17 protein-coding genes are annotated in these 18,906 nt (G+C 73.6%); 7 read left to right on the top strand and 10 right to left on the bottom strand.

The window, feature by feature from the left end:
• Window positions 1-185: 185 nt before the first annotated feature.
• The gene (locus tag ACGFSH_RS26110; RefSeq protein WP_393352784.1) at window positions 186-896 is read left to right on the top strand and encodes a FadR/GntR family transcriptional regulator; all 711 of its coding nucleotides are present in this window, start codon (window positions 186-188) and stop codon (window positions 894-896) included.
• Between the two features lie 117 nt (window positions 897-1,013).
• Entirely contained in the window at window positions 1,014-1,676 is a 663-nt protein-coding gene (locus ACGFSH_RS26105) for an NADPH-dependent F420 reductase (protein WP_393352781.1), read from the top strand.
• 10 nt (window positions 1,677-1,686) lie between these two features.
• Here ACGFSH_RS26105 and ACGFSH_RS26100 read toward each other — a convergent pair whose 3' ends face one another.
• The 9 genes from ACGFSH_RS26100 to ACGFSH_RS26060 are packed head-to-tail and all read right to left on the bottom strand — an operon-like array spanning window position 1,687 to window position 12,461.
• Window positions 1,687-2,625 (bottom strand): prephenate dehydrogenase dimerization domain-containing protein, encoded by a 939-nt coding sequence (locus ACGFSH_RS26100; RefSeq protein WP_393352778.1) that lies wholly within the window; start codon window positions 2,623-2,625, stop codon window positions 1,687-1,689.
• Entirely contained in the window at window positions 2,622-4,805 is a 2,184-nt protein-coding gene (gene pabB, locus ACGFSH_RS26095; RefSeq protein WP_393352776.1) for an aminodeoxychorismate synthase component I, read from the bottom strand. Before pabB (ACGFSH_RS26095) ends, ACGFSH_RS26100 begins: the two co-directional genes overlap by 4 nt.
• A complete protein-coding gene (locus ACGFSH_RS26090; protein WP_393352773.1) occupies window positions 4,802-5,137 on the bottom strand; it encodes a chorismate mutase in 336 nt (111 codons plus the stop codon). The genes pabB (ACGFSH_RS26095) and ACGFSH_RS26090 overlap by 4 nt, the downstream gene beginning before the upstream one ends.
• 1 nt (window position 5,138) lies before the next feature.
• Window positions 5,139-6,401, bottom strand: coding sequence for a phenylacetate--CoA ligase family protein (locus tag ACGFSH_RS26085; protein WP_393352770.1), 1,263 nt, complete (start codon window positions 6,399-6,401; stop codon window positions 5,139-5,141).
• The gene (locus ACGFSH_RS26080) at window positions 6,398-7,639 is read right to left on the bottom strand and encodes an ATP-grasp domain-containing protein (protein WP_393352767.1); all 1,242 of its coding nucleotides are present in this window, start codon (window positions 7,637-7,639) and stop codon (window positions 6,398-6,400) included. Before ACGFSH_RS26080 ends, ACGFSH_RS26085 begins: the two co-directional genes overlap by 4 nt.
• Window positions 7,636-8,922, bottom strand: a complete 1,287-nt coding sequence (locus ACGFSH_RS26075) for an MFS transporter (protein WP_393352764.1) — start codon at window positions 8,920-8,922, stop codon at window positions 7,636-7,638. Before ACGFSH_RS26075 ends, ACGFSH_RS26080 begins: the two co-directional genes overlap by 4 nt.
• Entirely contained in the window at window positions 8,915-10,180 is a 1,266-nt protein-coding gene (locus ACGFSH_RS26070) for an aminotransferase class I/II-fold pyridoxal phosphate-dependent enzyme (protein ID WP_393352761.1), read from the bottom strand. Before ACGFSH_RS26070 ends, ACGFSH_RS26075 begins: the two co-directional genes overlap by 8 nt.
• A complete protein-coding gene (locus ACGFSH_RS26065; RefSeq protein ID WP_393352759.1) occupies window positions 10,177-11,025 on the bottom strand; it encodes a N5-glutamine methyltransferase family protein in 849 nt (282 codons plus the stop codon). Before ACGFSH_RS26065 ends, ACGFSH_RS26070 begins: the two co-directional genes overlap by 4 nt.
• The gene (locus ACGFSH_RS26060) at window positions 11,025-12,461 is read right to left on the bottom strand and encodes an FAD-dependent oxidoreductase (protein ID WP_329413768.1); all 1,437 of its coding nucleotides are present in this window, start codon (window positions 12,459-12,461) and stop codon (window positions 11,025-11,027) included. Before ACGFSH_RS26060 ends, ACGFSH_RS26065 begins: the two co-directional genes overlap by 1 nt.
• A 450-nt stretch (window positions 12,462-12,911) precedes the next feature.
• Between ACGFSH_RS26060 and ACGFSH_RS26055 the strand changes: the two genes are divergently transcribed.
• The 5 genes from ACGFSH_RS26055 to ACGFSH_RS26035 all read left to right on the top strand — a co-directional run bounded on the left by ACGFSH_RS26055 (window position 12,912) and on the right by ACGFSH_RS26035 (window position 18,327).
• Window positions 12,912-13,481, top strand: a complete 570-nt coding sequence (locus ACGFSH_RS26055) for a GNAT family N-acetyltransferase (RefSeq protein ID WP_393352757.1) — start codon at window positions 12,912-12,914, stop codon at window positions 13,479-13,481.
• Between the two features lie 428 nt (window positions 13,482-13,909).
• Window positions 13,910-14,836: an ArsR/SmtB family transcription factor gene (locus ACGFSH_RS26050; protein ID WP_393352754.1), complete on the top strand. Its 927-nt coding sequence runs from the start codon at window positions 13,910-13,912 to the stop codon at window positions 14,834-14,836.
• A gap of 814 nt (window positions 14,837-15,650) precedes the next feature.
• Window positions 15,651-15,917: a hypothetical protein gene (locus ACGFSH_RS26045; protein WP_393352752.1), complete on the top strand. Its 267-nt coding sequence runs from the start codon at window positions 15,651-15,653 to the stop codon at window positions 15,915-15,917.
• A complete protein-coding gene (gene pabB / locus ACGFSH_RS26040) occupies window positions 15,914-17,992 on the top strand; it encodes an aminodeoxychorismate synthase component I (RefSeq protein WP_393352750.1) in 2,079 nt (692 codons plus the stop codon). Before ACGFSH_RS26045 ends, pabB (ACGFSH_RS26040) begins: the two co-directional genes overlap by 4 nt.
• Window positions 17,989-18,327 (top strand): chorismate mutase, encoded by a 339-nt coding sequence (locus ACGFSH_RS26035; RefSeq protein ID WP_393352748.1) that lies wholly within the window; start codon window positions 17,989-17,991, stop codon window positions 18,325-18,327. Before pabB (ACGFSH_RS26040) ends, ACGFSH_RS26035 begins: the two co-directional genes overlap by 4 nt.
• A 125-nt stretch (window positions 18,328-18,452) precedes the next feature.
• Here the strand turns inward: ACGFSH_RS26035 and ACGFSH_RS26030 are convergent, their stop codons facing one another.
• Window positions 18,453-18,875 (bottom strand): acyl-CoA thioesterase, encoded by a 423-nt coding sequence (locus ACGFSH_RS26030; RefSeq protein WP_393352746.1) that lies wholly within the window; start codon window positions 18,873-18,875, stop codon window positions 18,453-18,455.
• Window positions 18,876-18,906 lie beyond the last annotated feature (31 nt).

The following is an 18,906-nucleotide window of genomic DNA, read 5'->3' as shown; positions in this document are numbered from 1 at the left end:
TCATGCCGGGTACGCTATCCACTCCTCAGGTCCTCAGACAAGTGAATTCGCCCGCTTCTTCTCCGCTTCTTCTCCGTACTTCCCCCGAACGCCTCCGCCGCGCGCCTCCCCCATGCCCTTCCGTTACCGTTGCCCTCCCCCTTCGCTCCCTGTCCGCCCACGTCGAAGACAAGTTGGTGCCGCACGTGTCCGCCACGCCGCCCCCGCTCGGCCCGGTCCGTCCCAGCCCCCTCGTCGAACAGGCCGCCGACGCCCTGCGCGCGAGGATCGCCGGCGGACACTGGCCCGTGGGCGCGAAGCTGCCCGGCGAGACCACGCTCGCCAAGGACCTGGGGGTCGGCCGCTCCACCGTCCGCGAGGCGCTGCGCGCCCTCGCCGGCGCGGGTCTGGTCCGGCCCCGGCAGGGCGCCGGCGTCTTCGTCGTCGCGACCGAGCCCGTCGAGGACTGGCCGGCCCGGCTGCGCCGGGCCGCGGTCCGCGACGTGTACGAGGTCCGCACGGCGGTGGAGGTGCACGCCGCGCGGCTCGCGGCGCGTCGGCGCGGGCCCGAGGACCTCGCCGCGATCGAGGCGGCGCTGGCCGGCCGGCGGGCGGCCGCCCGCGCGGACGACACGGCGTTCGTCGACGCCGACATCGCCTTCCACGCGGCCGTGGTCGCCGCCGCCCGCAACCCCGTCCTGGCCGACCTGTTCGCCGAGTTCACCCCGGTGCTGCGGCGCGGCCTGGTCGACCTGCTCGCCCTGACCGGTCTGCGCGAGCACGAACCCGACACCGGCGACGAGGCCCACGAGGCACTGCTGCGCGCGATCCGGGACGGGGACGCGGAGGGCGCGGCGCGGGTGCTGGAACGGGAACTCGCGGACCCGTTCGAAGGGCTCGGGGCGGGGGCGGAATAGGCGCCCGCGGGACGTGGTTGACGCCGTCCAGACGTATGCGTGTGCATTCAAGTGGAGCGCTCACCGTCCTCTGGATCGCTCACCGTCCCCGGATCGCATCGGAAGGCAGGGCCTGTCATGAAGATCGGCATCATCGGCGCGGGCAACATCGGCGGCAACCTCACCCGGCGTCTCACCGCCCTCGGCCACGACGTCTCGGTCGCGAACTCACGCGGCCCGCAGACGCTCACCGACCTCGCCGAGGAGACCGGGGCGACGCCCGTGACCGTCGGCGAGGCGGCGCGCGACGCCGAGATCGTGGTGGTCACGGTCCCGCTGAAGGCGGTCCCCGACCTGCCGTCGGACCTGCTGGACGGCGCGGCCGACGGCGTGGTCGTCATCGACACCAACAACTACTACCCGCGGCAGCGCGACGGCCGGATCGCGGCCATCGAGGACGAGGGCCTCACCGAGAGCCGCTGGGTCGAACACCGGCTCGGCCACCCCGTGGTCAAGGCCTTCAACGGCACGTACGCCCAGGACATCCTGGACCGCCCGCGGCCGGCCGGCGACCCCGGCCGGATCGCGCTGCCCGTCGCGGGCGACGACGCCGCGGCGAAGACGAAGGTGCGCGCCCTCATCGACGCGCTCGGCTTCGACACCGTCGACGCGGGCGGCATCGACGACTCCTGGCGCCAGCAGCCCGACACCCCCGTCTACGGGCTGCGGGCCGGCGTCGAGGCGGTCGCCCAGGCCCTGGCGGAGGCGAGCCCGCAGCGCCCGGAGGCGTTCCGCGGCTGACCGCGCCCGCTCAGCCCGGCGCCCCGCCCCCGGTGGTCCGCCGGACCGTCCGCCGCCGCTGGATCAGCTCGAACAGCTCACGGCACTCCTCGGCGCCCTCGGCGGCGTACGGTCCCAGCCCCTGCGCCGCCGAGGCGAGCGCGGCGCGGAAGTCGTCGGCCCGGTCTGCCTCGACGAGCGCGTCCAGCCGCAGCAGGGAGGACGACAACTCCTTGCGGCGGTCGCCGCCCAGCGCGTTGGCCCGCTGGATGTCCCAGTAGATCTCGGGCGGAGCCGCCAGGATCCGGCAGGCCAGCGCCACCAGGGTGCGGGCCGGGGGCGGGGCGATCCGCATCAGCGTGGGCACGTCCACCGGCGCGGCCAGCAGCGCGTCCACGAACGACAGCACCGCCGCGTGCGGCAGGGCCTGGAGCACGGACATCGCCGCGTCGTGGCCGGCCGGGTCCATGACGCAGACCGTCATCGACCCCGCCTCCAGCCGCGTCCGCGTCCGGTGGACATGGGCGTCCGCCTCGCCGTCCGGGGCGACGACCACGACGGACTGCCCGGCGGAGGGCAGGGTGGGCGAGAACATCGGGTTGACGCCGCGCAGCGGGGCGCGGAGCCCCCGCTCCGACGCGGCCTCGAACAACGGCAGCTGGACCGAGCAGGTGGACACCACCACCGTCCCGGGACCGGTGCATCCGGCCAGCCACGTCAGGCACGCGGCGGCGACGTCCTCCGGCAGCGCGAGGACCACCTCGTCGGCGGCGGCGACGGCCTCGCGCAACCCCGCGCCGGGCGTGCGCGCGTCACCGCTGTGGTCGACGCCGGCACCGAGGCCGGCGGTGGTCACCGTGTCCCCGGTGGCCGTGAGATGCGCGCGGTACCAGCGGCCGACCGTGCCGTCCGCGCCCAGCAGCACGACCCGCCGCCCCGCCGCCGCGCCGCCCTCGTCCGGGCCGCTCACGCCTGCCCCCGCCGCTGCCAGCCGCGCAGCCCGAAGTAGGGCACGCTCGCCTTCACCAGGGTCTCCTCGTACTCCTCGTCCGGGTCGGACTGCGCGGTGATCGCACCGCCGACGCCGAAGCGGGCCGTGCCGTCGCGCACCACCGCGGTACGGATGACGATGTTCAGATCGAGCGCGCCCGAGAAGGACACCCAGCCCAGGGCGCCGGAGTAGACACCGCGCGCGGCGCCCTCCAGCTCGTCGATGATCTCCATGGTCCGCTTCTTCGGCGCGCCCGTCATCGAACCGCCCGGGAAGCAGGCCCGCACCGCCGAGAGCGCCGACTCGGTGCGCCGCAGCCGTCCGCGCACCGTCGACACCAGCTGGTGGACGGAGGAGTAGCTCTCGATCGTGAACGCGTGCGGGACGTGGACGCTGCCCGGGACGCACACCGAGTTGAGGTCGTGCCGCACCAGGTCGACGATCATCAGGTTCTCGGCGCGGTCCTTGCGCGAGGAGCGCAGGTCCTCCCGCAGCGCCGCGTCCTCCTGCGGCGTCGCCCCACGCGGGCGGGTGCCCTTGATCGGCCGCGACTCCACGATGCGGCTCTCGTCGACCCGGAGGAAGGTCTCCGGAGAGGAGCACAGCACCTCGACGTCCCCGGCCCGCAGATAGGCGCCGCGGGGCACCGCGCTGACCGTGCGCATCCGCGAGTAGGCGGGCAGCCCCGCGCCCACGCCGGTCAGTTCGGCGCTGTTGGTGAGGCAGATCTCGTAGCTCTCGCCGTCGGTGATGAGGCGCTGGCTCTCCTTGATCTTCGCCAGGTACGCGGCCCGGTCGTCGCGCAGGTCCAGCAGCATCTCGGACACCGGACCGGGCGCGTAGGCGGCCGCACCGCCCGCGTCCGCCGTGCTCGCCGTCCTTGCCGCGGGCGTCGCGGCCGTCGTCACGGGAGCGGCCGGTGGGGCGAGCGGGGTGCCGAGCGGGGCGGGGGCGGACCGGTCCGCGCCGGCGCCGGGCGCGCGGTCCGGCGTCCCGTCCTCGTCCTCGGGGACGAGCCGGCAGGCGAGGGCGACGCCGCGCCGGTGGTCGAAGACGGTGAACGCGCGCGTGTGCAGGAACCACGCCTCGGGCTCCGGCGAGGAGTGCCGCTCGACGCCCGTGGTGAGCGCCTTCAGCTCGTACCCGAACCAGCCCACCAGACCGCCGCGGAACGGCAGGGGCCAGTCCGCGGGCGCCGTGACCTCCACGGCGTCGACGATCTCCTCCAGCAGCGCGAAGACGTCGCCGGTCACCTCCTCGGTGCGGCCGGGGCCGCGCAGCGTGAGACGGCGTCCGGCCAGGTCGTAGCCGAGGGCGACGTCGCCCGGCTCGCCCCAGGCGCCCATCAGCGAGTAGCGGGAGCCGGGATGCTCACTGCCCTCGGAGTCGAGCCAGAACGCGTAGGGGCGGCCGGCGCAGTGCCGCCGGAAGAACTCCTCGGGCGTGTCTGTCGTGGTGAAGGCCTCGGCCTCCAGCCGCATCCGCAGCGAACCGCCCGCCCCGCGGAACGCCGTCACCGACGGCGGCTCGGCGGCCGCCCGCCCGGCGGCGGGGGAGGCGGGCGGCTGCGCGTCCTCCCCGGCGTGGTGCCGGGCGGCCAGCGCGACGAAGTTGGCGAGCAGGCCGTGGCCGCCCGCCGACTCGACGGACTCCGGGTGGAACTGCACGCCCCATACCGGCCGGGAGCGGTGTGCGAGGGCCATGACCAGCCCGTCGCGTGTCCACGCGGTGCGCTCCAGGGTGTCCGGCAGATCGGTGCTGACCAGCGAGTGGTAGCGCACCACCGGCAGGTCCTGCGGCAGCCCCGCGAACAGTCCGGTGCCCACGTGGGCGACCGTGTCGACGACGCCGTGCGCGGGGACCGGCGCGTGCACCGTGCGCGCGCCGAAGAACTCGGCTATCCCCTGGTGCCCCAGGCAGACGCCGAGCAGCGGCAGCGCGCAGCGCGCGAGGATCTCGCGGCAGACGCCGAAGTCGGCCTCCCGCGACGGCCGTCCGGGGCCCGGTGACAGGACGACGGCGCCGCACTCGTCGAGGGGCAGGGCGTCGTAGCGGGTCGTGTTGGGCACCACGACCGGCTGCACGCCGGTCACTTCGTACAGGTACTGCGCGATGTTGAGGGTGAAGGAGTCGAAGTTGTCGACGACGAGGACCTTCATCGCTCCCCGGCCCCGTCCAGCTCGGCGATCAGCACGTCCTCCTGGGCGCACGTCTCGGCCACGATCCGCTCGTACAGGTCGCCGAGGTACTCCTCGGGCAGCCCGTGGGCGGCCGCGTGGGCGCGGGCCCGGCCGACGACGAGCCCGACGCGCGAGGGCTGCATCATGGGGATCCCGTGCTCGGCCTTGAGTCTGGCGATGTCCAGGCAGAGGTCCATCCGCTCGACGACGAGGGCGAGCAGCCGGCGGTCCAGCTCGTCGAGCCGCTCGCGCAGCGGGCCCAGCACCGTGGCGGCCTCGGCCTCGCCGGCCGCCGCACCAGACGTGATCATCTCAGTCCTCTTCACTTTCATCCCAGAAGAACGGGGCCTTGGCCCGGGTGGTGATGCGCGGGGCGCTCCCGGCGTCGACCGTGAGCCCGGCGAAGCGCGCCGATCCGACGACCTTGCGCAGGGTCTGGTGCCGGCCGAGGGCCGTGCGCGCCGCCTCGCCCGTCAGCGCGCCCAGGGCGGCGCCGCGCAGGGTCAGCCGCAGCAGGCCCCGGCGTGAGCCGAAGCCGACCTGGTAGCGGGCGTCCGGCGGCAGGCCGAGCGCGGTGTCGAACATGGAGCGGGTGACGAGGGTGCCGTCCAGGTTGGCCGACACGTCGTCGCGGGCCCCGATCCGCAGTACCCGGGCGGTCGAGCCGCAGGGGCAGCCGGCGGTCCGCAGGCTCGCGCGGTCGCCGACGAGATAGCGCACCAGCGCGGTCCCGGTGTCGGCCAGCACGGTGACCGCGAGCGCGCCCGCGACGCCGTCCGGCAGCCGCCGGCCGTCGTCGTCGACGACCTCGGCGATCACCAGGTCCTCGTGCACATGGTGGTCGGTGCCGGTCAGATGGGCGCACTGGAACCCGATGGGTCCGGTCTCGGTGGTGCTGTACGCGAAGGACCGCACGGCGCAGCCGGCCTCGGCCAGCAGGTCCGCGGCCGGTCCGGCCATGCGCTCGCCGAGGTAGAACAGCGTGCGCAGCCGCCGCATCTGCGCGGGGATCTCGGCGATCAGGCGCTCGACGTAGCCCGGCAGGCCGACCATCGCGGTGACCGGGAGGTCGTCGATCAGTTCCGCGAGGTGCGGCGCGGGCATGGAGGTGCCGGCCGGGAGCACGGCCGCGCCCCGGCGGGAGAGCACCGCGTCCGCGAAGCCGAACCCGCCGAACAGGTCGCCCGGGGCGAGCGAGTTGAGCACGAACGGGTTGTCGCCCAGCCCGTCGACGCACAGCCCGCGCGCGCCGAGGGCCTCGACCCGCTCGTTGAAGGGGCGGTCGTGCAGCAGGGTCCGCACCCGGCCCGAGGAGCCGCTCGAGCGCAGCACCAGGCGGATGTCGCCCTCGGTGATGCGGTTCGGCGCGCCGGGCGCCGCGCTCCACTCGGCGAGCCGGTCGCGGGACGTGAGCGGGACCCGCTCCAGCCCTTCGGGGGTCAGCGAGTCAGCGTGGGGGCGCAGCGCCGTGCAGGTCGGCGACCGGCGCACGGCGTCGCGCATGAGCGCCAGGTTGCCGGCCTGGACCGCCAGCAACTCCGGGCGCGGCAGCGTGAGATCGGCGAGGAGTCTCACCGTTCCTCCATCCGTAGGGTGATGGCCCGGCAGGCCCGCTCGGCGGCGGCCGCGGCAGTCGCGGTGTCGGGGCCGACGGCGACGACCTCGCCGAGCCGGTCCCAGCTCGCGGTGGCCGGGCGCACGGTGTCGCCGGGGCCCGTCCAGAGGCGCACGCTGTGCACGCCCGGCAGCGCGGCGGCCTCGGCCGTGCCGTCGACGGCGGCGACCCGGCCGGCGCGGTCCGCCAGCAGGTACCGCTTCACGGCGGCTGCGCCGAGCGGCGTCGCCGCGGGCGGCAGCGGCAGGCCGCAGGCGTGGGCGAGCATGTCGGCCTCCATGTCGCGCCCGGTGACCAGCGTGAGCAGGGCCGGGATCTCGTCGCCGCCGGTACGGGCGTGCGACTCGACGAGGTGGACGTCCGTGGCGCCGACGATGACCTCGGTGTGCGCGGGGCCCTCGGCCAGCCCGACATGGTCGAGGAAGGCGACGACCCGGTCGACGACCGCCCGCCGCCGCCCGGCGTCGAGATCGGCCGGCACGAGATGGCCCGTCTCGACGAACGCGCCGCCGACGAGCTTGCGCACCACCGCCCGCACCTCGTGGACGCCGCCGCGGCTGAACGTCTCGACGCTGAACTCCTCGCCGTGGGCGAAGGGTTCGACGAGATAGCCGGTCACGGGCAGCACCTCGTGGTACCGGTGGCCGTTGCGCAGCGTCTCACGCACCCGCCGCCAGGCGTCGTCGAGGCCTTCGGGGCCGTCGACCTTGAGCACGCCCAGGCTCGCGGAGCCGTCGACGGGCTTGAGGATGAGCGGCCAGCCGGCCTCCCCGGCGACCCGGAGCGCGTCCTCGGGACCGGTCAGCCGGGCCCAGGGAGAGCGCAGCACGGGGCTCTTGTCGAGCACCTCGTGGGTCCTGGCCTTGTCGCGCAGCAGCGCGGCGACGCCGGTGCCGGGCGCGGTCAGTCCCAGGTCCAGGGCGGCCGCCTCGGCGGCGGCGCACGCGGGCTCGTGGTTGCTGCACACCCCGGCGAAGCCGAACTCCTCGTGCAGGGCGCGGGCCGTGGCCACGACGCCGGGCACGTCGAGCAGGTCGGCGCGCACCGAGCGCAGGCACAGCGGGTCCAGCGAGGGGTCGGTCATGGTGGGCGCCTGGAGGTGCACCACGTCCAGGCCGAGGGCCAGGGCCTTGTCGACGACCCGGCGGCTGCCGCTGAGCAGCAGGAGCACGGGACGGCGGGGGGCGGGGGATGTCACAGGGCGTTCTCCCTCACGAGCGGAGAGCGGCGGGCCAGGGCGACGCAGTACTTCATGGCGAAGGACGCGACGAGGAACAGGGCGCCGAGGACCAGCCAGCCCCAGGAGCCGTGCGACAGCAGGAGCCAGGTGAGGGCGAGCGGGCCGACCGCCTCGGCGATGGTGGAGCCCATGCCGAAGAACCCCTGGTACTCGCCGTACCGGCCGTCCGCCACCAGTCGGAAGCTGATCTCGTTCATGCTGGAGATCTGCCGGATCTCGCCGAAGGTGAGGACCGTCACCGCCAGCAGCAGCACCCCGCCCGCCGCCCAGGGCGAGGAGGGCAGCCCGGACAGCGAGTACAGCGCCATGCCGGTGAACAGCAGCAGCCCGCCGACGCGCAGGCTGCGCACCCCCGCGTCGACGCTGGTCACCGCCTTCGAGGTGCGGTACTGCAACGCCACCACCAGGCCGGTGTTGACGACGAAGACGGCGGCGATGCTCCACTCCGGCGCGTGCGTCTCGCGGGCGATCCACAGCGGCAGCGCCACGTCGATCAACGGGACGTGCAGCATCAGGACGAGGTTGACGAGGCTGACGGCGGCGTAGCCGCGGTCTCGGAACACCCCCAGCGGCGAGCCGCCGACGCCGGGGGCCGCGTCGCCGTCCGGCGCGGCGGCGGCGCCGCGCGAGGTCCGCGGCACCTTGAGCAGCAGCGCCGCGGCGAGGAAGAACGACAGCCCGTCCGCGGCGAACGCCAGCCGGTAGGAGGTGTCGGTGTCCACGGCGATGACCAGCGCGCCCAGCGCCGCCCCCACCGCCAGACCGGCGTTGGCGGTCGCGATCAGCACCGCCCGTACCCGGGTGACCTGTGCGGCGGGGAACGAGCGGGCGATCAGCGCGGAGCGGGCGGACATGGTGCCCTGCGTGGAGACCGCCAGCAGACAGGCCCCCACGAAGAACAGCGGCACGTTGGAGGTCGCCAGGTACAGGCACAGCGACAGGCCGGCCACCGAGAGCAGGGTGACGGCGACGGTGCGGGCCTCGAACCGGTCCGAGAGATGGCCGACCGGCACGCTGAGCACCATGGCCAGCAGCCAGGACGCGGTGAGCGCGGCCCCGTAGGTGACCGGCGCCAGTCCGACCACCCGGGTGAAGTACAGCGCCGCGCAGACGTAGAACAGGCCGTCGCCGAAGTAGGTGACGAAGTGCGACACGGCGAGCGGACGCACCACCGGCCCCAGCGCCGGGCCGGGCGGCGCCGGGTCCTGCGCCGCGGCCGGCGAGGTGGATTGCTCAGTCACGGGCGCCGGGCTCCTGACCGTCTCCGTACGGCCCGCTCTCCTCCAGCGTCTGCGCGAGAAGGGTCAGATCCTCCTCGCTGTGCAGGGCGGACAGCGCGAACCGCAGCAGGGACCGGCCCTGCGCCACCGTGGGGTAGAACGCGGGAAGCATGATCACCCCGCGCTCCTTGAGCCGCCGCACGGCGCGCAGCCCCTCTTCCTCGGTGCCGAACTCCGCGCCGCGCACGGGCGTGCGCAGACCGGCGTTGGACAGCCTGCCGCCGGTCAGTTCGTCGAGCCGGGCCGCGTTCGCCCACAGCCGCCCCTGGAGCGCGGTGATCTCGGGGGAGAGGTGGATGCGGGCCGCCGCCACGTTGGCGGCCATCATCGGCACCATCACCGAGTGGCCGAAGACCAGCGGGTTGGCGAGTTTCCTGACGACGGCGACGTCGTCGCCCGACGCCACCAGCAGGAAGCCGCCCGAACCGCCGAAGCCTTTCGACAGCGAGCCGGCCAGGACGACGTTGTGGGGGAGCTTGCCCCCGAGCGCGTCGAAGGCGTAACCGCAGCCGCCGGCGCCGTCGATGGAGATGCCGTGGGCGTCGTCGACGTACAGGTACCCGCCGGCCGACGCGGTGCGCTGCGCCAGGTCGTGGACGGGGACCAGGCCGTTCATCGAACCGACCCCGTCCACCAGCAGGACCGGGGTGCGTCCCTCCCCGGTCGCCCGCCGCAGCGCCTCGTCCACCGAGGCGGGGTCGTCGGAGCGGAACCGGTCGACCGGGCCGAACTGCTCGAAGATCCCCCGCAGCACCTGCATGGAGGCGTGCGCGGTCCGGTCGACGAACAGGTGCGGGCCGCCCTGCACGGGGTAGCTGGGCAGCGACCCCGACGCCAGGAGCGGCAGCACGCCGAGGTGGACGTTGCTGGTGGAGGTGAACACGCAGGGGGTGGCGCCCGGATAGACCCGGCCGAGCAGCTCCTCCAGCTCGGGCAGGTAGGACGGCCGCATCCGGTTGCGCGAGGACGACAGGTGCACGCCGAAGCGGCCGACGGCCTCCACCACGGCCTGCGCCAGCGCGGGGTGCGACTCCAGCCCCAGGTAGGAGCAGGAGACGAACTCCGTGGCCGTGGAGCCGTCCTGGAGGGTGACCCGCTTGCCGTCGCGGGAGACCACGGTGTGCCCGGTCAGCCCCTCGGCGAAGCACAGGTCCAGGGCCGAGGACGTGCGGTCCCTGCGGGTGGTCAGCCAGTTCTGCGTGGTCGGGGACGCGCTCACGGGGTTCCCTCCTGGTCGGCACGGCGGGCGACCGTGATCCTCGGTTCTCCTGCGGTGTCGGCGAACGTGGTGACGTCGTCGAAGGCGCCGCCGAGCAGGAGCGCGCGCACCTGCTCGGGCTGCGCCCGGTCGTGTTCGAGCGCCAGCCGCCCGCCGGGACGCAGCGCGGCGGCTGCGAGGCGGGCGATACGGCGGATCAGGTCGAGCCCGTCGGCGCCGCTGTACACGGCGGCCCGCGGCTGGTGCTCGGACCACTCGGGCAGCAGCCGCACGTCGGGGGAGACGTAGGGCGGGTTCGCGACCACCAGGTCGGTGCGGCCGGTGAAGGCGTCGAGGCAGCCCGGCTCCGTGAGGTCGGCGGCGAGCACGCCGACCGTGCCCAGGACGTCCTCGTGGCGTGCCACGTTGCGCCGCAGGTACTGGAGGCAGGTGTCGTCCCGCTCCACGCACGTCACCCGCGCGTCGGGGCGCCGCCGCGACAGGGCGAGGCCGAGCGCTCCGACGCCCGAGCACAGGTCGAGGGCGACGCCCTCGTGCGGCAGCGCCCTGCCGTCGGCCGCCCACGCCACCAGCGCGGTGCTCTCGTGCCGGGGCACGAACACCCCGCTGCCGACGACGAGTTCGAGGCCGTCGAACTCGACCGAGCCGGTGATGTGCCCGAGCGGGATGCGCCGGCAGCGTTCGGCGACGGCGGTCTCGAAGCGGGCCACGGACGCCGCGCCGCCGCCGGTGAGGAAGCGCTCCTCGAGGGCGGCGAGGTCGCCGTCGACGTCCCACACGCCCGCCTCGGCCAGCCGGGCGCGGGCCGCGTCCCGCACGGACCGGATGTCCTGCGCCGTCGTCATCACGACCACGCCGCGTAGTACCGGGTGAGGGAGGCGCGGATGCCGTCGGTCATCGCGGCGACCAGCTCGGCCGGGGGCGTGAACGACGGGTGCAGCTCCTCCACCAGCGAGCCGTAGAACCGGCGCAGATGACGCTCGATGCGCGGCGGCCACTCCGGCGTGACGTTCCACTTGTACTCGTAGCCGGTGGCCATCATGTGCTCGACCGCCGTGGTGACGACCTGCTCGCGGGTCCCGCCGGCCAGCGGGGCGCGCACCGGCGAGAACGACGACAGGAAGTCGTACTCGCTCGTGCCGCCCTCGACGAGGGTGGCGATGTGCCGGGCCAGCAGCGGGGACTGGTGCAGTCCGTCGCGGTAGGTGCCGGTGGCCAGCCACAGCCCCTCCGCGCCGGCGTTGCCGATCAGCGGGAAGCCGTCGGCGGGCACGGGCCGGTTGCCGACCTGCACGGACAGCAGCGAGGCCTCGGACAGGTCGGTGTGCAGCTGGTCCACCGCGCAGCCGAGCAGGAACTGCAGGTCGCCGACGGCGGCGAAGCGGCGCGGCTGCTCGGAGATGATGTTGGTGGCGCCGAGGTAGAGCACCCCGTCGGCGCGGGGCACGGCGTGCAGGCCGCAGGCGAAGGCCCGGTTGGGGGTGCGCACCACGGACGAGGGCAGCGCGCGGTCCTCGGTCTCCACCAGCACCGAGACGCCGTACCCGCTGACCATGGGCGGCATCTGGGCGCGGGCCTCGGCCACCTCGTCCAGCAGCGTCAGGGACCTGGCGCCTGCGGCCACCACGACGTGGTCGGCGGGCAGGACCTCCCCGTTCGCCAGCTCGACGCCGGTCGCGCGGCCGCCGCTGACCCGGACCCGCAGCGCCTCGGCGTCGACCACCCGGCCGCCCGACTTCACCAGCGCCTGGTCCAGCTTGACCAGCAACCGGTGGGAGTCCACGGCGTGTTCGCCCGGGATGTACATGCCGCGCAGGGAGCGCGAGAGGTCGTTCGGGGCCAGCCAGTCCAGGTCCTCGGGGTCGGCGGTCTCGTAGGGCTCCTGGTACTCCCGCAGCGTCGCCTCGATGGCGCGGAAGTTGCCGGAGTCGACGGCGGCCGAGCCCATCGTGTTGAGGAGGACGAAGGTGCCGTCGGCGCTGAAGAGCGTGCGCGAGTCGCCGGAGTCCTGGCTGAGGCGCTCGTCCCACTCGGTCCAGTAGCGGCGGGCCCGGTGGTCCATGTCGAGCTTGGCCCGGCCGTGGTCGCTGGCCAGCAGCGACGTGGTGACCTCGCCGAAGCAGCCGAGCATCGCGCCGGCGGCGAGCGAGGCGGCGTAGGGCCGGTTCTCCCGGCCGACGCGCGTGACCTGGAATCCGCGGCTGCTCAACTCGTAGGCGATGGAGGCGCCCACCGCTCCGTTGCCGACGACGACGGCAGTCTGCTGTGGCCCTGCGTACATGGTTCTCCTCGTGTCTACGGGCACGGAGGCGCCGCTCGGCGCGTGCTCCGGCCGTGAGAAAGGGTGGGGATGTCGTCGTGCCCGGACGGGCGTCAGACGGTCGCTCGGACCGCGTTGTCCTGAGCCACGTGTCCGCCACCGCGCGCACGCCTGCCACAGGGGCGTGGTGCGCGGTGTGAAGGGCGGGCGGCCTCGCGGTCCCGCCGGGGCGTGGGTACTGCCACGCCGCCTAGACGTCCGCTTTCGGCAGCCTGAGGGGGCCGCTTCCGAAACGGGATGGGAAATGGGGTGGAGGTCCAGTCCGAAGATCCCCCGACAAGGGCCCGGGACTGTGCACTTCGCCGCATTGCCTCATGTTCCCCCGTTGCAGTTGCCACTGGCCAGGTAGCGCCGTGGAGTCTAAGTTGCGCATGATGGGGTGTCAATCCTATGAATAGGGAAGCGGTTCCCATGAATTTCGCGATTTCCCAGCCGGTGACGACGGACCGGCTGGTCCTGCGTCTGTTCACGGCGGACGACGTCGACGACATGCACGCCTATCAAGGGCTGCCCGAAGTCGCCCGGTTCCTCTACCGGCCGCCGCGTGACCGGGCGCGCTGCGCCGAGGTCATCGAGCGCATCGGGCAGGGCACGCACTGGAAGGAGGACGGCGACAACCTCACCCTGGCGGTGTGCCGCCGCGACACCCCGGGGGTGATCGGCGAGGTGCAGGTGACGCTGTCGAGCGCGTACGCCCGGCAGGCCGAGATCGGGTGGGTCTTCCATCCGGACCACGGGGGCCGCGGCTATGCCACGGAAGCCGCGCTCGCCCTGCGTGACCTGGCCTTTCAACAGCTGGACGTGCACCGGTTGTTCGCCCGCATCGACGCCGACAACTCGGCCTCCGAGCGGATCTGCGAGCGGCTGTCGATGCGCCGGGAGGCCCATCTGATCGAGAACGACCGCGACGACCGGGGCTGGGGCAGCGAGTACGTGTACGCGGTCCTCGCCCGGGAGGTCGCCCCCGCCGGCACCGACTAGGACCCGCGTCGCCGGCCCACGGGCCGGGCCCGGACGACAGGCGCTGTTTCCGGACATATTCATGGCCGAATTCCCGGCGTGCGGCTTCGGCCGCCACCTGACCGGAATGTTGCTTGACTTGTTCGGATTCCCCCGGGGCGAAGTCGTGTCGAACCTCGTCAAGGCCGTGCATCTCCGCCGTGATCGGCGGGGTGCGCGGCCGTTTTCGTTCCCGGTGGTCCTTCTTCCGGCGCGGTGGCGTTCACCTCTCCGCGGTGTTCCGCGGCCGGATTGCGTTGCGCAACGGCTCCTTCACCGGCCTACCGTGAAGGGAGCAGGTGCAGCAGAGAAACGGGGGAACGTTGATCAGCTACAGTGCGACCGCCGATGACGTCGCGAAAGTTCGATTTTCAATGTCTCCGCTCGGGGAAACCGTTTACAGCTTTCGCATGCTGGCGTCCCCCGAGCGCAGAAGGCAGCACCAGCCGTGGGTGGACGACGTCCTGCACCGGCTGAAGGGCCTCGACCTGCGGCCCCTGCGGGCCGTGATCCCGCCCACCGGATACGTGCCGGACTTCCTCACCCCACCGCCCACCGGCACGCCCTCCAGCTTCGAGAACGAACTGGAGGCGGTGCGCGCCACCCGCCTGTCCCACTTCGTGGACGAGCTGGCCTGGATGGTGGGCGACACCGGGACTCCGCTCGCCTGGCGCCGGGAGACGGCGCCGCTGCACCGGCAGATGCTGGACGAGCCCGGGAAGGCCCTCCAGCAGATCACCCAACGGCTGCGCGCCTACTGGCGGGTGGCCCTCGAACCGTCCTGGCACAAACTGCACGCCGGGCTCGTGTCCGACGTCCGCTCACGGATGCGGGTGATGGAGAACTCGGGGGCGGCCTCCGTCTTCTCCACGCTCAACGAGCGCATCGGCTGGCAGGACGACCGCCTCGTCGTGCGCAGCAGCTACGTGTTCGAGGAGTCGCTCAACGGCCAGGGCATCGTCCTGGTGCCGAGCGTCTTCTGCGGCCCGGAGGTGCTGACCATGCTGCCGCCGCTCCAGGCGATGATCGTGTACCCGCGGCCGGGGGTCGCCGACATCTGGCGTCACCACGGCGAGGACCGCCCCAGCCCGCTCAGGGCGCTGCTCGGCGGTGTCCGCGCCGCCGTCCTCGAAGCCCTGGTCACGCCCTCCTCGACGGGTGAGCTGGCCGCCATGGTCGACGTCACCCCGGGCGCCATCAGCCAGCACGTCTCCGTGCTCAGAGGCTGCGACCTGGTCACCAGCCAGCGGTCGGGGCAACGGGTGGTGCACGCCCTCACGGAAACGGGTGAAGCGCTCGTCCGCGGGGCCGAACACTCCGCCGGCCGCACCGTCTGACGACCGGCCGGCCCCCGCGACGCGGGGCGGCCGGACGCCGGGATGCGGGACACCGGGCCGCCGCACGGCCGGACCCGGCGATGCCGGGCTCTGCGATGCCGGACGGCCGGACTCCGTGACGCCGGGCTCCGGGCCGCCGGGCGGCCGGACTCCGCGAGGCGGGACACCGCGAAGCCGGGCCGCTGTCGCGACGCCGGACAGCGAAGTCCGGCCGCCCGGCGGCCGCCCGGCCGGTCCGCCCACCGCGGCCTGCCCGCGGGCGGTCGTCGGCGCCTGCCCGAGGACGGTCGTCGGCGCCTGCGCGCGGGCGGACGTGGGCGCCTGCGATCCGGCCGGCTCGCCCTCTGTGAACCGGCCGTCGCGCCCCCTGTGATCCGGCCGGCGCTCCTCCTGTGACCCGGCCGGCTCGCCCGCTGTGAACCGGTCGCCGCACTCCCGCGATCCGGTCGTCGGCTCCCGCTGCGATCCGGTCCTCGCACCCCCTGTGAGCTGGGCGTTCCGGCGTTCCGGAGCGTCGGCGGCGGCCCCTGCGCACCGGCCGCCTCGCGCTCCCGGACCGGCCGGCGGCCGCGTGCGTGAGCGGCTTCGTGCGGAGCTTTTAGCCTCAGCTAAAAGCTTTGGGAGGCCTTCGCGCCGTGTGTTTGGCTCACAGGGCCACCTTGGCGGGACGCTGGGCAACGGCGCCGAGCGGTCCCGCCGACCGAAGTCCTGAACAGACGCGCGGCCGTACTGGGCCGTGCCTCCCCGACACCGGGAGGACCCCACACCCGACGGAACCAGCCCGTTGCACCACGACGTTCAGAAAGGCACAGGCATGACGACGACCTCGAGCCCTGAAGCCGGGCTGGCGGGTCCGCACGCCGAACCCCACTGCGAAGACGCGACGTCGCTCCACACCCCGAGGACCCGGACCGACATCCGCGTCCGGGGTGCGCGGCACGCACGCAAGCACGGCGCCGACGGCCCGTCCACGAGGCGGACGCACGACCTGACCGTCCAAGAGGCACGTCCAGTGGAGGAGTTCGTGACCGACGCGCCGGACACCGGCGGCAGGGTGCACGCCCGGGACGTCGCCTCATGAGCCGCCCCGTCCGCACCCTCCTCGTCGACAACTACGACTCGTTCACCTACAACCTCTACCAACTCCTCGGCGAGGTGAACGGCCAGCCGCCCGTCGTCGTCCGCAACGACGTCGACTGGTCCGCCCTGCACCTCGGCGACTACGACAACATCGTCGTCTCGCCGGGCCCCGGGCGCCCCGACCGGGACCGTGACTTCGGCGTCGGGAGCCGCGCGATCCGCGACTCCGGACTGCCCGTGCTCGGCGTCTGCCTCGGACACCAGGGCATCGCCGCCCTGTTCGGCGGCACGGTCCAGCACGCCCCCGAGCCGATGCACGGCCGGCTGTCGCGGATCCTGCACAACGGCGAGGACCTCTTCGCCGGGCTGCCCTCGCCGTTCTCCGCGGTCCGCTACCACTCCCTCGCGGTCTCCGCGCTCTCCGACGAACTGGAGGGCGTCGCCTGGACCGAGGACGGCGTCCTCATGGGGCTCAGGCACCGCACCCGCCCGGTGTGGGGCGTCCAGTTCCATCCCGAGTCCATATCCAGCGAGTTCGGCCGCGAACTGCTCGCCAACTTCCGCGACCTGTCCCTCCGGCGCGCGTCGGACGGGACGCCGGCCGAGTCGCCGTACCGATTGCACACCCGGCGGCTGGACCACGCGCCCGACACGGACGCGGTGTACGCCGAGCTGTTCGCCGGCCGGCCGCACAGCTTCTGGCTCGACAGCGGCTCCCACGCCGACGGCGACTCACGCTTCTCCGTCCTCGGCGACGGCAGCGGTCCGCTCGCCGAGTACCTCACCTACCGGGTCGCCACCGGCACCGTGCGCATCGAGCGGACCGGCCGCCCCGACGAGTACGTGACCAGCGGCTTCTTCGACCACCTGGACGCCGAGTTACAGCGGCGCGCGCTGCCGGCCGACCCACGGCTGCCGTTCTCCTTCAACCTCGGCTACGTCGGCTACCTCGGCTACGAACTCAAGGCCGAGGCCGGAGCGAGCGCCGCGCACACCGCGCCCACCCCGGACGCGGCGCTGCTCTTCGCCGACCGCGCCGTCGTCGTCGACCACAGCGCGCGCTGCACCTACCTGCTCTGCCTCGGCACCGGCCCGGACGACACGGACGCCGTCAAGTGGCTCGACGCCACGGCGGGACGACTCGCCGTGCTGCCCGACCAGACCGACCGCGAGCGCACCCCGCTCACCGAGGCGCCCCCGCTCGCCGTCGCCGCGCTCGCGCAGCGCCACGACGAGCAGGAGTACCTGGACCGCGTCGGACAGTGCCTGGACAAGATCCGCGACGGCGAGTCGTACGAGATCTGCCTGACGAACATGGTCTCCACGCCCACCGTCATCGACCCGCTGGCCACCTACCGGCTGATGCGGGACATCAGCCCCGTCCCCTACGGCGCGCTCCTGGACTTCCCCGAGGCGGCCGTGCTCAGCGCGTCCCCGGAACGGTTCCTGAGCATCGGCACGGACCGGATCGCGGAGTCGAAGCCCATCAAGGGCACCCGTCCGCGGGGGACCACCCCCGAGCAGGACCGCGAGCTGCGGGACGGTCTGCTGGCCAGCGAGAAGGACCGCGCCGAGAACCTGATGATCGTGGACCTGCTCCGCAACGACCTCAACACGGTGTGCGAGGTCGGATCGGTGCACGTCCCCAAGCTGTTCGACGTGGAGACGTACGCGCCCGTCCACCAGCTCGTGAGCACCGTGCGGGGCACGCTGCGCGAGGGGGTGTCGGCGGTGGACTGCGTGCGGGCGTCGTTCCCGGGCGGGTCGATGACCGGCGCGCCCAAGCTGCGGACCATGGAGATCATCGACCGGCTGGAGGGCGGGGCCCGCGGGGTCTACTCCGGCGCGCTCGGCTGGTTCTCGCTGGCCGGCGCCGCCGACCTCAGCATCGTGATCCGCACGATCGTCGCCACCGACGAGGGCGCCTCCTTCGGCGTCGGCGGCGCGGTGATCGCGCTGTCCGAGCCGGCCGAGGAATACGAGGAGACGCTGGTGAAGTCGCGGACCATGACCGCGGCCATCGCGGCAGGCACGGCCCGCGCCGTGCCGTCGCCGGGCGAGGCGGTGGACGCGTGAGCGCCGCCCTGGACCTGCCGGCCTCGCTGACCCGGACGCCGCGGGCGGTCCCCGCGGACGCCGGGGAGGCGGAGGTGCGCGCGCTGCTCGCCGACCTCGACGGCCAGATCATCACGCTGGTGCTGCGCCGGGCGGAGCTGGCCCGCTACGACCAGTCGGCGCGGCGCCTGTCGGGTCTGCCGGCCTCGGAGCTGGCCTGGGAGAACGCCGTGCTGGGACGGTACGCCGACGCGCTCGGCCGCCAGGGGGCCGACATCGGGCGGGCGCTGCTCATGCTGTCGCGGCTCCCGCCGGCCCATGCGTCGGCAGGACGGGGGGCGCCGCAGAAGGAGTGAGGTCCCGAAGCGGCGGACGGGGTGCGTAATGCCGGAAGCACCCTCGGAGGATTCTGCCGTCGAGTGCCGGGAGAATCGTCCTCGGGTGCTTCCGTGCGCCCTCGTTCGGTGAGGGCCGAAGCGGCTCAGAGACCCATGATCTCCGGATGGTCGGCCAGTTTCGCGAAATGCTCGGCCGGCCGGGAAATCAATTTGCGCTGCGTCAGGTCGATGAGTCCGGCGACGCTGGACAATTCGCAGGCGAGGACGCCGTCGGTGCGCCGGATTTCCTGTTCGACGCGGAAGGTCTTTCCCTCGCCCCAGATCCATTGACAGGTCACGTCGACCTCGTCGCCGCCGCGCAGCTCGTGGCGGAAACGCATCGTGTTCTCCAGCACGGCCGGGCCGATCTGCGTCGCGATCAGCTTGTCCTGCGAGATCCCGGCCGCGCGCAGGCTCTCCCAGCGCAGATGCTCGCAGTACTGCAGATAGACGGCCTGATTCAGATGTCCCTGTGTGTCGAGTTCGTAGCCCCGTACGGTGAGCCGCAACTGGAACGGTTTCGTCATGTGCAGTCGACCTCCTCCTGTGGATGGATGA

It is taken from the genome of Streptomyces sp. NPDC048481 (assembly GCF_043200075.1).
Classification (GTDB): Bacteria; Actinomycetota; Actinomycetes; order Streptomycetales; family Streptomycetaceae; genus Streptomyces.
The sequence above is the reverse complement of the archived record's forward strand: the minus strand, read 5'-3'. Positions and strand labels throughout refer to the sequence as shown.